Source organism: Plantibacter sp. VKM Ac-2880, assembly GCF_015351235.1.
In the GTDB taxonomy this organism is placed as follows: domain Bacteria; phylum Actinomycetota; class Actinomycetes; order Actinomycetales; family Microbacteriaceae; genus Plantibacter.
This window is the reverse complement of record NZ_JADKSJ010000001.1, coordinates 674,003-688,822: the sequence shown is the minus strand read 5'-3', so window position 1 is coordinate 688,822 and position 14,820 is coordinate 674,003. Positions and strand designations below refer to the sequence as shown.

Here is a 14,820-nt window from a genome sequence, read left to right as displayed (position 1 = left end):
AACCCCGGTCCCTGTCCCGCCCCGCACGGCCCCTGAGCGTGTCGAAGGGCAACCCCGGTCCCTGTCCCGCCCCGCACGGCCCCTGAGCTTGTCGAAGGGCAGCCCCGGTCCCTGCATTCCGACAAGCTCAATGACCGGACGAAACCTTCTCTGCGTGCCGCGCCACGCGCACGATGCCCGCGGCGAGCGTCGGCCACACCCCCGCCGGGATGAGGTGCCCCATATCGGGCAGGACGTGGAGTTCGGCTGCCGGCATGGCTTCGGCGATGTCCACGGCCGAGCTCCAGTGCAGCACGTCGTCCTCGCGTCCGTGGAGCACGAGGGTGGGCACGGTGACCTCGCGCAACCGGTCGAGTCGCTCGGGCGCGCGGCGCAGGGCCGCCCACTGCCGACTGAAGCCCTCCGGCGCGTAGCCGCGGTCGTACGCCTCGCCCGTGGCCCACACCTCCCACGCGGTGTCCGGCTGGTAGCGGGCGCCGGGGACGGGTGCGGCCAGCTCGGCCATGGCGGCGACGGACTCCTCGCGGCTGTACCGGACGGGGTCGACGAGCAGTTCCGGCCGCTCGCCGTGCAGGATGTAGCGCGGGTCCTGGCCGGGGATCGTCGACAACAGGCCGAGGCTCAGCACGCGCTCGGGGTGCTCGAGGGCGACCATCTGCGCCATCATCCCGCCCATCGAGTGGCCGACGAGGTGCGCCGCTGCGACCCCGAGGTGGTCGAGCACACGGAGGACGTCGTCACCCATGTCGCCGAGCGAGTAGCCGCCGTCGACGTCGTGTTCGCCGCCGAAGCGCTGGGAGAACCCGACGTCGCGGTTGTCGAACCACACCGCCCGGAAGCCCTCGTCCACGAGCATCGCGCGGAATTCGGGGCGCCACGCGATCATCTGCGCGCCACCACCGGCGATGAGCACGATCACCGGGTCGGCGGGGTCACCCTCGACCTCGTAGTAGATCGAGACGTCGTCGGTGTCGGTGTACGGCATGCGGTGCCCACTCTCCTCGTGATCGGCTCCGAGGCTAACCCGCGCCCCGAGCCCGCACCATGTGTCGGTGCACCACGCTTCAAGCGGGGACTGTGCCGGGCACCCAAGGCTCCGGAGCCCGAGCGGCGCGGGTAGGCTCGCGCCATGAGCGCTGAACCCCTCTCCGGAGACGACTCCCTGCACCTGCCCGAGTTCGAGACCCCGCCGACCGAGCCGATGCCGCTCGCCCAGGCGTGGTTGGCCTCGGCCGTGGAGCGCGAGGTGAGCGAGCCCCGTTCGATGACCCTCGCCACTGCAACCGCCGTCGGCGTGGTCAGCGCGCGGACCGTGGACGTGAAGACGATCGACGACCGCGGCCTCGTGTTCGGCACCTCGACCGAGAGTCGCAAGGGCGGGCAGTTGGCGGAGAACCCGAGCGCAGCCCTGCAGGTGTACTGGCGCGAGACGATGCAGCAGCTCCGCTTCGAGGGCCGGGTCGAGCGGTTGAGCGACGAGGAGTCGGACGCGCTGTTCGCCGACCGCTCACCGAAGTCCCGGGCCGCCACAGCGGTCGCGCACCAGTCGACGCCGTTCGCCGACGGCCCGGAGGAGACGCTCGACGCGCTCATCGCCCAGGCGAACGAGCTCCTCGAGCGTTCGGGTGACGACGTGCCGCGACCGGCCACGTGGGTCGGCTACCGGCTCGTCCCCGACATGGTCGAGTTCTGGCACGCCAGCCGCGACCGCATGCACCGGCGCCTCCGCTACCTCGCGGCCGACGGCGGCTGGGTCGTCGACCGCCTGCAGCCGTAACGGGGAGGCGACCACCGGCCGTCTCTCCGTATGGAGAGCATTTCCGCCATTAACGCATATAATGACGAACATGATCGCCATTATCGAGAAGACGCCATCATGGCCGCCGGTCCAGGTCTGAGTCGGGAGATGGTCCGTCTCGGATCGAACGTCCGAGCCTGGCGCAAGATCGTCGGCCTGACGGCGGACATCGTCGCTGAGCGCGCCGGCATTTCGCGGGACACGCTGCGCGCCATCGAGAACGGACGGTCGACCTCCTCCGAGAACCTGTTCGCAGCACTCCGAGCTGTCGGGATCCTGTCCCAGGTCGTCGACGCATCAGATCCTCTGGCGAGTGATTTCGGCTCGCGGAACTTCGCTCGAGCTGGCGTCGAGCGCGTCCGGATTCCTGCACCGACGCCCGCAGACGATCAACGATGACCGTCGACCTGGCGCCCGACCACCTGGTCGAGGCGAACGTGAGCATCGTCCTGCCAGACGGAGTCGAAGTCCCGGCTGGCCGGGTGGCGACCGACGGGCTCCCGGGGTCGGCCGCGCCGGGCATCGTCTTCCGATACGCGGACTCGTTCCTCCTCGAGCCACGCGGCTACGACCTGTCGCCCGACATGCCCCGAAGCGCTGGTCCGCTCCGCGCATGGTCCGGCCGCGAAGCGCTCGGCGCACTCGGCGACGCCATGCCCGACAGCTGGGGGCGTCGGATCATCCGCGCCGGAACGCAGGCGCGAAGCGGTCTGGACTACCTGCTGCACGTGAACGACGAGACCCGTCAGGGCGCCTTACGTTTCGCGGTGGAAGGCACGTTCCTCGGGCGACGCACCCATCCCGTGGCCCAGGTGCACGACCTGCCCCGGATCCTCGCAGCAGCACGGGCATTCGAGACGGGCACCGAGTCCGACGATGAGCTCGCGGTGCTGATCGAGGCAGGGACCAGTGCCGGAGGAGCGCGACCGAAGGCGGTCGTCCGTCATCACGACGCACTCTGGATGGCGAAGTTCGCTCGCGACACCGAATACTCCGACCCGATGGCCTGGGAGGCGACCGCACTCGCGCTCGCGCGTCAGTCGGGTGTCGAGACACCGGACTTCGAGCTGGAACGGATCGCCGAGGGCCGGTCGATCCTGCTCACCAAACGGTTCGACCGCATCGGCGAGCAGCGCATCGGGTATCTCAGTGCTCACTCGCTCACGACGAAACCGGAGAACCAGCCCCTGTCGTACGTCCACCTGGCCGAGGCAGTCGCATTCGCCAGTCCGACCCCGCGAGTGGATCTCGCCGAACTGTTCCGACGAGTCGCGCTCAGCCTGCTCATCGGCAACGTGGACGACCATTTCCGGAACCACGGATTCCTCCGGCAACACACCGGCTGGAAGCTGTCACCCGTCTACGACCTGGAACCGAACAAGCGCCCCGACCGGGTGGAAGCCACTCCCATCACCGAAGGAGGCGAACGATACGGTCGTGACATCCGCGAACTCTGCGAGGTGCACGACGCGTTCCGCCTCTCGGCGACGGCCGCCGCTTCGATCATCCGCGACACAGCGGAGCGCACGATGGACTGGCGGACGGTCGCGATCGGTTACGGCATCTCGCCTGAGGCCGCGGTCGTCGCCGAGCGTGCGTTCGACGGTGACAACCGGCGTCGCGCGTTGGAGATACAGGCTCGGTGACCGGAGGCGCCGGTCACCGAGCCTGGCGAGGCGCTACCTGGGCGCCCGGACGATGACGACGCCGCCGGCGGGCGGCTCGACGACGGCCGTCCCGTTGTCGGCGTCCACCGCGATCACGTAGGCACCGACGGCGACCCGCTGCACGCCGGCCGAGGCCGGGTGCACGATGACGTCGAGGCCCGGCTCCACCCGGGAGACCTGCTGCTCGCCCGGGTCCGGGTCCGTCGTCAGCACGTGCGCCGGGTGCGGCCGCTCGGCGGCAGCCGCTGCCTCACGCCGGGTCAGCTCGCTGGAGGGCGACGCCACGTGGGCGGCGGTCGCCGCGGTCACGCCGGCACCGAGCGCAGCCGTCTCCGCACCGTCGACCGCGCTCCGCGGGGTGTCCTGCTGCGGCGCCGTCGTGACCGAACCGGTGTGGTGGGGGTGGCTGCGTTCGAGCGCGGCGCCCTCCACGTCGACGTTCGGCAGGATGCGGTCGAGCCACTTCGGGATCCACCAGGCGCTCGTTCCGAGGAGATGCATGATCGCCGGGATGAGCAGCATGCGGACGACGAACGCGTCGACGAGCACGCCGAACGCGAGACCGAAGCCGATCGACCGGATCATCGCCGAGTGGGAGAAGATGAACCCGCCGAAGACGGAGATCATGATGATCGCTGCGGCCACGACCACCGTACGACCGGCGTGGAGACCGCGGCGCACCGCGAGTCGGGCCGGAGCGCCGTGGGCGTACGCCTCGCGCATGCCGGACACGAGGAACAGCTGGTAGTCCATCGCGAGGCCGAACAGGATGCCGATCAGGATCGTCGGCAGGAAGCTCAGGATGGGCCCCGGGTCGTGGACGCCGAACACCGGACCGAGCCAGCCCCACTGGAAGATCGCCGTGATGCCACCGAAGGTCGCCGCGAGCGACAGCATGAAGCCGAGCGTCGCGGTGACGGGCACGAGGATCGAGCGGAACACCAGGATCATGATGATGAGCGACAACCCGACCACGAGGGCGAGGTAGAGCGGCAGGGCGTCGGACAGCTGCTTCGAGACGTCGATGTTGCCGCTCGCGCTGCCGGCCACGCCGAGGTCGACGTCGCCTGACAACGGCGACAGGTCGCGGAGGTCGCGGACGAGCTGCTCCGTGGAGACCGCGTTCGGGCCCTCCTCGGGGATCACCTGGAACGCGAGGACGGAGTTGTCGTCCGAGGCGCCGACGGGGGCGACGGCCTTCACGTCCTGCACGTCGGCGATCTTCTGACCGATGCGCACCTGCTCCTCGAGCACCTCGTCGTCGGTCGCGGCGTCCGGCAGGGTCGCGACGAGCAGCGGGCCGTTGACGCCGGCACCGAACTTGTCCTCGATGAGCGTGTAGGACTTGTACTGGGTCGAGTCGACGGCCTCTGAGCTGCCGTCGGGGAGGCCGAGCCGCATGTCGAGGGCCGGCAGGGCGACGACGCCGAGGACGACGAGCCCGGCCACCAGGGTGCCGATCGCGCGGATCGTGCCCATCGGCTTGGTGGGGACGGCGTCGGGGCGCGGGGTGCCGATGGAGGCGCGGGCCTTGCGGCTGAGGATCCGCAGTCCGAGCAGCGACAGCAGCGCCGGCGTGAGGGTGACGGCGAGGAGGATGGCGACGGCCACGCAGATCGCGCCGACGGTGCCCATCATGCCGAGGAACGGGATCCCGGTGACGTTGAGCGCGAGGAGCGCGACGAGCACCGTGGACCCGGCGAACACGACCGCGTTGCCCGAGGTGCCGTTCGCGAGGCCGATGGACTCGTGGAGGTCGACGCCGTCGAGCAGCTGCTTGCGGTGGCGGTTGAGGATGAACAGCGAGTAGTCGATCCCGACGGCGAGCCCGAGCATGACCCCGAGCACCGGCGTGATGGACAGCATGTCGACGACACCGGACATCGCGAGCGAGGCGGTGACGCCCACGCCGACGCCGACGATCGCAGAGACGAGTGGGAGCGATGCGGCGATGACGGTGCCGAGCATGACGAGCAGGGTGATCGCGGCGATGATCAGACCGATGGCCTCACCGACGCCGAACAGCTGCGGGAGGCTCTGCGCGAGCTCGTTGGAGAACTCGACCTCGACGCCTGAGGGCACGTCGTCGGAGACCTGGTCGATGACCGACTGCTTCGTCTCGGGCGTGACCTCCTGCTGGCGCTCCTCGAACACGACGTTCGCGACCGCGGTGGTGTCGTCGGTCGACACGGTGCGGATGCCGGAGGAGAGGTCCAGCAGCTGCGAGGAGAGTTCGAGCTTCGTGCTCTGCTCGTCGAGGGTCGCGAGGTTGTCGGTGATCGTGGTCTGCTGGGCGTCGAGCGCGGCCTGCTGCTGGGTGATCGCCGCCTGCTGCGTGTCGAACTGGGCCTGTGCCGCGGCGGGGAGCGTGCCGCCGGCCGCCTGCTGCGCCTGGGCGAGCGCGGCGCTCAGCTGCGTCTGCGCGGCGGTCAGCTGCTGCTGGCCGGCGTCGAGCTGCGCCTGTCCGTCGGTCAGCTGCGTGCGACCGGCGTCGACCTGCGCCTTGCCGTCGGAGATCTGCTTCGCCTGGTCGGCGATCGTCTCCTGGGTCTCGAAGGGGTTGACCGTGGAGTCGACGCCCTTGAGGTCGGCGGTCTCGTCGAGCAGCTCACCGATCGCGGTCTTCTGCGACTCGGTGAAGGCGTCGCCGTCCTTGGTGTGGAACACCATCGCCCCGGTGCCGCCGGACGCGCTCGGGAACGACTCGGACAGCTGGTCGGTGACCTTCGCCGTCGGCGTGCCGGGGATGGTCACCGCGCTCGAGAGCGTGCCGCCGAACGCGAGGAACGCGCCGACCGAGATGCCGAGGATCACGATCCAGGAGATGAGGACGGCCCACGCGCGGCGCGCGGAGAAGCGTCCGAGGCGATACAGCAGTTCAGCCAAGGGAGTCTCGATTCTTCGGGAGAGGTGCGGGGACGGGGGGGATGGGATCAGTGCGTGGAGCCGTAGCCTGTGCGGACGCTCGCGATGAGCCGTTCCAGCAGGGTGGTCCAGAGTGCACGGGCATCATCGTCCGTGGTGGCGCCGGTGCTCGCGATCCAGTGGTGCGCGAGCACTTCGACGCCGTGCATGAGGGAGGACACGAGGAAGGCGGCCTCGAGTTCGTCGACATCGGTGTTGCGCTCGGCCAGTTCGTGGGCGAGCTCCTGGGTGGTGCGGGAGAAGGTGGCTTGGAAGAGCTGCTGCGGCCGCGAGTCCTCGGGGGCGAAGCCGCCGAGCGCGTTCCAGAGGAAGGCGATGACGCGCGGGATGTCCGTGGTGCGGAGGGCCGCTGCGACGTCCTCGAACATGGAGACCCGCGACCCTGGGCCGGCCGGGCGCGCGTTGACGGCGGCGCGGAAGCTCTCGATCACGACGGCCAGCTCCTCGGTGCAGGAGGTGGTGACGAGGTCGTCGACGGAGGAGAAGTGGTTGAACACCGTACGCCTCGAGACGTCGGCGCGCTCGGCGATGAGGTCGACGTTGAAGCCCGCGATGCCATGCTCCGCGATCATGACGCGGGCAGCGTCGAGGATCGCGCGATGGTGGCGCGCACGCAGGGCGGCGCGTCGATCCTCAGCAGGGGCGGTGGTGGACACGTGGGTACACTACGTGCACCGATGCACGGAGTGCAACTTCTTGACAGCGGGTTCCCCGAGTTGCCAGCAACGCGACACCAGAGCGTCGGCGGACGAACGGTCGGGCCCCGCGGACGGAGCGTCGGGCGGGCGAGGTCAGGCCCCGTCAGACTGGGAGCATGAGCACCCCAGACACCCTCGACTCACCGCGCACCGGCTCCGTCCCCGTCGCCGGCACCCCGCGCGACCGCACCGCCTGGGCGTCCGTCGCCGTGATGATGGCGACGAGCTTCGTGCTCGTGCTCGCCGAGTTCCTCCCGCCGAGTCTCCTGCCGTCCATGGCCGCGTCGCTCGGCATCTCCGAGGGGCAGGCCGGTCAAGCCGTCACGGCGACGGCCTTCGTCGGGTTCCTGACGGCGCCGACCATCGGCATCCTCGTCCCCCGCCTCGACCGCCGCCTGCTGCTCGTGCTCCTCGCAGCCGGTGCCGCGGTCTCGAGTGCGCTCGTCGCGATCTCCGCCGACTTCGTCATGCTGCTCATCGCCCGCCTGCTCCTCGGTGCGGCGCTCGGCGCGTTCTGGGCCATGTCCATCGCGATCGCCGCCCGACTCTCGGCCCCGAAGCACCTCGGTCGCGCGATCATGCTCGTGAACACCGGGACGACCGTCGCGACCGTCGCCGGCGTCCCCGTGGGCACCTACCTCGGGTCGATCATGGACTGGCGGCTCATCTTCGCGGCCGTCGCCGTGATCACCGCCGTCGTCGCCGTCGCGCTGCGGCTCGTCCTCCCACCCGTCGCGCCGGCACCGTCGAGCGGCGGGCTGCGGTCGCTCGTCGACACCCTCCGCGTCCCGGGCATCCGTATGGGCCTGACGGGTCACATCCTCACCGTGCTCGGGCACTTCATCGCGTTCACCTACATCCGGCTCGCGATCGAGCGGGTGCCCGACCTCGACGCGGCCGGCGTCGCCGTGCTGCTCGCCGCCTTCGGGCTCGGCGGCGTGGTCGGCAACTTCGTCATCGGCCTGCTCGTCGACCGACACCTGGCCGCACTCCGCTACGTGGTCCCGGCGCTCATCGGCGTCTCGATCGCCCTCGTGACGGCGTTCCCCGGGCAGCCGTGGATCGTGACCATCGCGATCACCACCTGGGGCATGGGGTTCGGCGCGTGGCTCACGACGCTGAGCACCTGGATGGGCCGGCTCGTCCCCGACCGCATGGAGTCCGGCGGCGGGCTCGTGGTCGCCGGGTTCCAGCTCGCGATCACCGTCGGTGCTGGTGTGGGCGGCATCCTCGTCGACGCGGTCGGCATCGTGCCGGCGCTCATCGTCGCCGCGAGCTCCACGATCGTCGGTGGGGTCATCTTCGGTTCGGCGCGCACCGCCCGCTGATGCAGCAGCGACGTCGGCGCCGAAGGCCGGGGCTCGACGCCTACGCGGCGGCGGCCTCGGCTCGCCAGCGGGCGGGCGTCAGGCCCGTGTACCGCTGGAAGGCACGCGCGAAGCCGTCCTCGGAGGCGTAGCCGAGCTCGCCGGCCAGCTCCGCGACCGTCGCTCCGCCCGTGACGATGAGTCCCTTCGCGGTCTCCATCCGGACCGTCGTGAGATAGGCGCGCGGGGTGTGACCGACGACCTGCCTGAACCGCTCGGCGAACGCGGAGCGCGACATCATGGCGATGCGGGCGAGGCTCTCGAACGTCCACGGGCGACCGGGTTCGGCGTGCAGGGCGTCGAGCACGGCGGCGATGTGCGGGTCGCCGATGCGCTGCAGCCAGCGCTCGGGCGCGCACCCGGCCTCGTTCCAGGACCGGAGGGCGGCGGAGACGATCGTGGTCGCGATCCGGCTGCAGATGACGGCGTCGCCGGGGCGTGCGCGGCCGCTCGGGCCGGGGCACCCCATGCCCTCGATGAGCGCCACCATGGACCGCTCCTGACCGGCGAAGTCCCGCACGGTCAGCGTCTCGGGCAGCGTGTCGGCGACCGCCTGCCGCTGCCGCGACGGTTCGAGACCGACCTCGAGCACCTCGGCGTCGCCGAGCGACAGCAGGACGGTCGTGTGCGCGCGGGGGAAGAACACGAGGTCGCCGGCGTCGAGGTCGAGCGCATCCTCCGGGGTGGTGAGCCGTGCACGCCCGCTCGACACGTACAGGAAGCCAGAGGCCGGGTGCCCCCGATCGAGGCAGGTACCGGCCGCGAGGCGGTCGCGGTACGTGCCGTGGATCGTCCATTCGAGGCTCGCGAGCGCGCGGTCGAGGGTGTCTGGTGCGGACTCGGCGACAGCCGGCAGCGTGAGGGTCACACCTGGCCGAACGCGATCACGCCCGGCGATGTTCCACAGGCGTCCGATTCCGCCTCAGCGACCGTCGACGACGGACATGATCCCGGCGAAGGCGAACGCTCCGGGGATGATGTACAGCAGCGTGCGGGTGATGAGCCAGGTGGCCGCCCCGACGACGCCCCACAGGGCGTGGAAGCGGGCGCGGACCCGGAGTCGTCGGCCTTCCTCGGAGACGACCGTCCGCCCCTTCGTCCACTGCTGCTCGGCCTCCATGGCCTTCCGGGCGGCGTCGAGGACGCTCTCGGCATCCTGACCCACCACCCGTTCGTCGCGGTACCGCTCGGCCTTGCGGACGAGCCGCGGAACGAGGTCGGTGAGGATGGCGTCGACGGCGGTCCACGGTGCCGGGTAGGCGAAGTCGGCGGCGGGCTTGCTGAAGAACACGACCCGGTCGTCGAGGATCTCGACGTTGTAGTACGCGGCGGTGCTGATGAGCGACGACATCACGTCCGGCGTCAGGACGTACCGGGCGTCGACCCCGTAGCCGGAGGGCGCGTAGACGCGGAACCAGCGGTCGAAGTCACCCTCGAGCGAGATCCGACCGCCGCGGTCGAGGCCTGGTGGCAGGTCGCTGCGGACGGTGTCGTTCCTCGTCGCGTCGAGGAGGAGGTGCGGCAGCGGCGCCGGCAGCCGGACCACGAGGTAGTGCCAGTCCCCCGAGCGCTTCGCCTCGTCGAGGAGGTTGCCGAACTCGACCTCGTCGCGGACGAACCGGGGGTCCGACACGAACTGCGGTCCGGGAGTGGAGATGAACGCGTTGTGGTACTTCCCGGTCGTGGTGATGAGCGAGGAGAACATCGCGCGCGACTTCGGCTCCTCGGTGAAGCCGTTCTCCACCGCGGTCAGGTGTCGACGCCACTCCGCCAGGCGAGCCTTCGGTGACGGCGGGCGTTGCGACCAGCGCAGCAGGAACCAGGCGCCGGCGAGCAACCCGACGAGGATGAGCGCGGCGACGACCAGGCCGATGACGTCATCGGGTTCGACGCGACTGTCGTGGTACTCGTCGACACTGATGCCGACCGACACGAGGGCGATCGCGAGGTACCAGAGGACGAGGCTGAAGTAGAGGTGGAAGACCACTCTCCGCCCGGTGGGCACGCCCTTGGACCGGGCCGAGCGGCGCTCCTCCGCGATGGCGGCGGCGACCTCGTCCTCGGGCGCCGTCAGCCACCGCAGGTCCATCGACTCCGTCACCGACACCGACACCGTTCCCCCGTCACCCTCGACCTCCAAGCGTATTGCAGCCGCGGACGCGCGGCGGATCGCGCCGTCCCTGCACACGCACCGTAGGGAGGTCGTGAGGATCGACGCGGAAGGCGTATGGAAACCGTGAGGACCGCCGATCCGGGCTGCTGACGGGTGTTGGCTCTGAGCTGTCCCGAACGGGATGCATCAGCACCACGCACCATTCACACACTGGAGTCCTCTTGCTCGACCTCGTCTACGTGCTCGGCATCATCGCCGTGTTCGCTGTGGTCGGCCTCGTCGCCCGGGGAGTGGAGAGACTGTGATCGTCTTCGAACTCCTCGCCGCCGTCCTGGCCACAGCCGCCGTCGTGTACCTCGTGTACGCGCTCGTGAAACCCGAGAGGTTCTGATGCAGACCCTCTTCGCGGTCCTCCAGGTCTCGACCCTCGTCCTGGTCCTCGTGCTGCTCTACCGTCCGCTCGGCGAGTACCTCGCCCGCGTGTACACCTCCGGGAAGGACTTCGCCGTCGAGCGCGGCTTCTACCGCGTGATCGGTGTCGACGCCCGCTCCGAGCAGACCTGGCAGGCCTACCTCCGGGGGGTGCTCGCCTTCTCGCTCGTCGGCGTCCTCCTCGTCTACGCCCTCCAGCGGGCGCAGGCCGTCCTGCCCTTCGCGCTCGGCCTCCCCGCCGTGCCCGAGGGTCTGTCGTTCAACACGGCCGCGTCCTTCGTCGCCAACACCAACTGGCAGTCGTACTCCCCCGAGGTCACGATGGGCTACACCGTGCAGCTCACGGGCCTCGCGGTGCAGAACTTCGTCTCCGCCGCCGTCGGCATCGCGGTCGCCATCGCCCTCGTCCGCGGCTTCGCGAGCCGGCGCAGCGGCACCATCGGCAACTTCTGGGTCGACCTCACCCGCGGCGCCCTCCGCGTGCTGCTGCCGCTCTCCGTCGTCATGGCGGTCGTGCTCATCGCGGGCGGCACCATCCAGAACCTCAACGGCTTCACCGACGTCACGACCATCACGGGCGCGACGCAGACCATCCCCGGCGGCCCGGTCGCCTCGCAGGAGGCCATCAAGCTCCTCGGCACCAACGGTGGCGGGTTCTTCAACGCGAACTCCGCGCACCCCTTCGAGAACCCGACCGCCTGGACGAGTCTCGTCCAGAACATCCTCATGCTCGCGATCCCGTTCTCCCTGCCGCGCACCTTCGGCCGCATGGTCGGCGACCACAAGCAGGGCTACACGATCCTCGCGGTCATGGGCGTCATCTTCCTCGCGTCGTTCTCGATCCTCACGGCGCTCGAAGCCCGTGGCCTCGGAGCGGCACCGATGGCGGCCGGTGGCGCGATGGAGGGCAAGGAGCAGCGCTTCGGCATCTTCGCCTCGACGCTGTTCGGCTCGACGTCGACGCTCACCTCCACCGGTGCCGTCAACTCGATGCACGACTCCTACACGGCACTCGGCGGCATGATGCCGATGATCAACATGATGCTCGGCGAGATCGCCCCCGGTGGCGTCGGCTCGGGCCTGTACGGCATGCTCGTGCTCGCCGTCATCGCCGTCTTCATCGGTGGGCTGCTCGTCGGCCGAACCCCGGAGTACCTCGGCAAGAAGATCGGCCCGCGGGAGATCAAACTCGCCAGCCTGTACATCCTCGTGACGCCGACGCTCGTCCTCACCGGCACCGCCCTGAGCTTCGCCATCCCCGGCGTCCGCTCGGATGTGGAGACCACGTCGATCTGGAACCCGGGCCTCCATGGCCTCGCCGAGGTGCTCTACGCCTTCACCTCCGCCGCGAACAACAACGGTTCCGCGTTCGCAGGCCTCACGGCGAACACCCCGTGGTTCAACACGGCCCTCGGTGTCGCGATGCTCCTCGGTCGTTTCGTCCCGATCGTGCTCGTCCTCGCGCTCGCCGGTTCGCTGGCCGCGCAGGACCGGGTGCCGTCGACGGCCGGGACACTCCCGACCAACCGGCCGCAGTTCGTCGGCCTCCTCACCGGTGTCGCCGTGATCATCACCGCACTCACCTACTTCCCCGTACTCGCGCTGGGTCCCCTGGCGGAAGGGCTGTCATAAACCATGTCCACCACGCACACGCTTCCCGCCCCGGCGGAACCCGAGCAGGAGCAGGACCACCACCACGAGCCCGCGAAGGCCGCGTTCGGTCCGGCGCAGCTGCTCGCCGCGACACCCGGCGCGTTCCGCAAACTCGACCCGCGGCTCATGGTCAAGAACCCGGTCATGTTCATCGTCGAGGTCGGGGCCGCGCTGACCACCGTCCTCGCGATCGCCGAACCGTTCCTCGGTGGCGCGCAGGAGTCGGGCGGCTCGGCCGTGCCGGCGTCGTTCACCTGGGGCATCGCGATCTGGCTGTGGCTCACGGTCGTGTTCGCGAACCTCGCGGAATCCGTCGCCGAGGGCCGAGGCAAGGCCCAGGCCGACAGCCTCCGCAAGACGCGCACCTCGACGCTCGCCAACCAGGTGACGGCCTACGAACCCGACACCGACCCCTCGGCCGAGCACGCGGCGATCGGGCAGGTCTCCTCCGCCGACCTCACGCTCGGTGACGTCGTCGTCGTGACCGCCGGCGAACTCGTCCCGGGTGACGGCGACATCGTCTGGGGTATCGCCTCGGTCGACGAGTCGGCCATCACGGGCGAGTCGGCCCCGGTCGTCCGCGAGTCCGGTGGCGACCGCAGCGCCGTCACCGGCGGTACCCGGGTGCTGTCCGACCGCATCGTCGTCCGCATCACCTCGAAGCCCGGCGAGACCTTCGTCGACCGCATGATCGGCCTCGTCGAGGGTGCGGCGCGGCAGAAGACGCCGAACGAGATCGCGCTCAACATCCTCCTCGCGAGCCTGTCGATCGTGTTCGTCATCGTCGCGCTCACACTCAACCCGATCGCCTCCTACGCGGCGGCCCCCGTCAGCGTCCCGGTACTCATCGCCCTCCTCGTCTGCCTCATCCCCACGACCATCGGTGCCCTGCTCTCCGCGATCGGCATCGCCGGCATGGACCGCCTCGTGCAGCGGAACGTGCTCGCGATGTCGGGCCGTGCGGTCGAAGCGGCCGGCGACGTCACGACCCTGCTGCTCGACAAGACCGGCACCATCACCTACGGCAACCGTCAGGCGGTCGAGTTCATCGCCCTCCGCGGTGTCACCCCGGACGAGCTCGCGCAGGCCGCCGCCCGGTCCTCGCTCAGCGACCCGACGCCCGAGGGCAAGTCGATCGTCGACCTCGCCGCCGAGCGGGGTGTCCACCTCGGCGGATCCGTCGCCGGTGAGATCGTCCCGTTCACCGCGCAGACCCGCATGAGCGGTCTCGACCAGCCGGACGGCGCGCAGATCCGTAAGGGCGCCGGCTCGGCCGTGCTCGCCTGGGTGCAGGAGTCGACCGCGCTCGACGAGGCGATCCGCGCCGAGCTCCAGGAGCACGTCGAAGCGGTGTCCGCCGGCGGTGGCACCCCGCTGGTGGTGGCGCAGACCGACACCACCGGCACCGCCCGGGTCCTCGGTGTCGTCCGGTTGAAGGACGTCGTCAAGGCCGGCATCGCGGAACGCTTCGCCGAGCTGCGCGCGATGGGCATCCGCACCGTCATGATCACGGGTGACAACCCGCTCACGGCGAAGGCGATCGCCGCGGAGGCCGGGGTCGACGACTTCCTCGCCGAGGCGACGCCCGAGCAGAAGCTCGAACTCATCCGCAAGGAGCAAGAGGGCGGCAACCTCGTCGCGATGACCGGCGACGGCACGAACGACGCCCCGGCGCTCGCGCAGGCCGACGTCGGTGTCGCGATGAACACGGGCACCTCGGCAGCGAAGGAGGCCGGCAACATGGTCGACCTCGACTCCGACCCGACGAAGCTCATCGACATCGTGCGGATCGGCAAGCAGCTGCTCATCACGCGAGGCGCCCTCACGACGTTCTCCATCGCGAACGACGTCGCCAAGTACTTCGCGATCATCCCCGCCATGTTCGCCGGGGTGTTCCCGGGGCTCGCCCTGCTCAACGTCATGCAGCTGCACTCCCCGGCGTCGGCGATCCTCTCGGCGATCATCTTCAACGCGATCATCATCGTGATCCTGATCCCGCTCGCCCTTCGCGGCGTGAAGTACCGACCGCTCAGCGCCTCGAAGGTCCTCAGCCGGAACCTGTTGATCTACGGGCTCGGCGGTGTGATCGCGCCGTTCATCGGCATCAAGCTCATCGACCTCGTCGTGACGCTCATCCCCGGTTTCTAACCCCTCCAGCACACGAAAG

General features: G+C 70.0%; 12 protein-coding genes. 7 read left to right on the top strand and 5 right to left on the bottom strand.

Annotated features, from left to right (window positions below; genetic code table 11):
• Nucleotides 1-127: 127 nt before the first annotated feature.
• A complete protein-coding gene (locus tag ITJ57_RS03355; RefSeq protein ID WP_194668841.1) occupies nt 128-985 on the bottom strand; it encodes an alpha/beta fold hydrolase in 858 nt (285 codons plus the stop codon).
• Between the two features lie 144 nt (nt 986-1,129).
• On the opposite strand from ITJ57_RS03355, the gene ITJ57_RS03350 reads away from it, so the two are divergent.
• From ITJ57_RS03350 to ITJ57_RS03340, 3 genes are read left to right on the top strand one after another with little or no spacing between them, the layout of a single operon-like run.
• Nucleotides 1,130-1,777 (top strand): pyridoxal 5'-phosphate synthase, encoded by a 648-nt coding sequence (locus ITJ57_RS03350; RefSeq protein ID WP_194668840.1) that lies wholly within the window; start codon nt 1,130-1,132, stop codon nt 1,775-1,777.
• Nucleotides 1,778-1,807: 30 nt separating this feature from the next.
• Nucleotides 1,808-2,197, top strand: a complete 390-nt coding sequence (locus ITJ57_RS03345) for a helix-turn-helix domain-containing protein (RefSeq protein ID WP_228506459.1) — start codon at nt 1,808-1,810, stop codon at nt 2,195-2,197.
• Complete coding sequence (locus ITJ57_RS03340; RefSeq protein WP_194668839.1) at nt 2,194-3,444, top strand: type II toxin-antitoxin system HipA family toxin; 1,251 nt, start codon at nt 2,194-2,196, stop codon at nt 3,442-3,444. Before ITJ57_RS03345 ends, ITJ57_RS03340 begins: the two co-directional genes overlap by 4 nt.
• Nucleotides 3,445-3,477: 33 nt before the next feature.
• On the opposite strand, the gene ITJ57_RS03335 is transcribed toward ITJ57_RS03340, so the two are convergent.
• Together ITJ57_RS03335 and ITJ57_RS03330 are read right to left on the bottom strand one after the other, a co-directional pair.
• On the bottom strand, nt 3,478-6,351 hold the full coding sequence (locus tag ITJ57_RS03335; RefSeq protein ID WP_228506457.1) for an MMPL family transporter: 2,874 nt from the start codon (nt 6,349-6,351) through the stop codon (nt 3,478-3,480).
• A gap of 47 nt (nt 6,352-6,398) precedes the next feature.
• Nucleotides 6,399-7,046 (bottom strand): TetR/AcrR family transcriptional regulator, encoded by a 648-nt coding sequence (locus tag ITJ57_RS03330; RefSeq protein ID WP_194668838.1) that lies wholly within the window; start codon nt 7,044-7,046, stop codon nt 6,399-6,401.
• Between the two features lie 158 nt (nt 7,047-7,204).
• On the opposite strand from ITJ57_RS03330, the gene ITJ57_RS03325 reads away from it, so the two are divergent.
• A complete protein-coding gene (locus ITJ57_RS03325; RefSeq protein ID WP_194668837.1) occupies nt 7,205-8,416 on the top strand; it encodes an MFS transporter in 1,212 nt (403 codons plus the stop codon).
• Between the two features lie 40 nt (nt 8,417-8,456).
• Here the strand turns inward: ITJ57_RS03325 and ITJ57_RS19735 are convergent, their stop codons facing one another.
• Together ITJ57_RS19735 and ITJ57_RS03315 are read right to left on the bottom strand one after the other, a co-directional pair.
• Nucleotides 8,457-9,323 carry a helix-turn-helix domain-containing protein gene (locus ITJ57_RS19735; protein WP_370582165.1) on the bottom strand — a complete coding sequence of 289 codons (867 nt, stop codon included), beginning with the start codon at nt 9,321-9,323 and terminating at the stop codon, nt 8,457-8,459.
• A gap of 54 nt (nt 9,324-9,377) precedes the next feature.
• A complete protein-coding gene (locus ITJ57_RS03315; protein ID WP_194668836.1) occupies nt 9,378-10,556 on the bottom strand; it encodes a hypothetical protein in 1,179 nt (392 codons plus the stop codon).
• Between the two features lie 313 nt (nt 10,557-10,869).
• Between ITJ57_RS03315 and kdpF the strand changes: the two genes are divergently transcribed.
• Genes kdpF through kdpB form a run of 3 tightly spaced genes read left to right on the top strand, consistent with a single transcriptional unit; the run spans nt 10,870 to nt 14,801 of the window.
• Nucleotides 10,870-10,959 (top strand): K(+)-transporting ATPase subunit F, encoded by a 90-nt coding sequence (gene kdpF / locus ITJ57_RS19590; protein WP_194668835.1) that lies wholly within the window; start codon nt 10,870-10,872, stop codon nt 10,957-10,959.
• Nucleotides 10,959-12,632 (top strand): potassium-transporting ATPase subunit KdpA, encoded by a 1,674-nt coding sequence (gene kdpA, locus ITJ57_RS03305; RefSeq protein WP_194668834.1) that lies wholly within the window; start codon nt 10,959-10,961, stop codon nt 12,630-12,632. Before kdpF ends, kdpA begins: the two co-directional genes overlap by 1 nt.
• A gap of 3 nt (nt 12,633-12,635) precedes the next feature.
• Complete coding sequence (kdpB, locus tag ITJ57_RS03300; protein ID WP_194668833.1) at nt 12,636-14,801, top strand: potassium-transporting ATPase subunit KdpB; 2,166 nt, start codon at nt 12,636-12,638, stop codon at nt 14,799-14,801.
• Nucleotides 14,802-14,820: the final 19 nt, after the last annotated feature.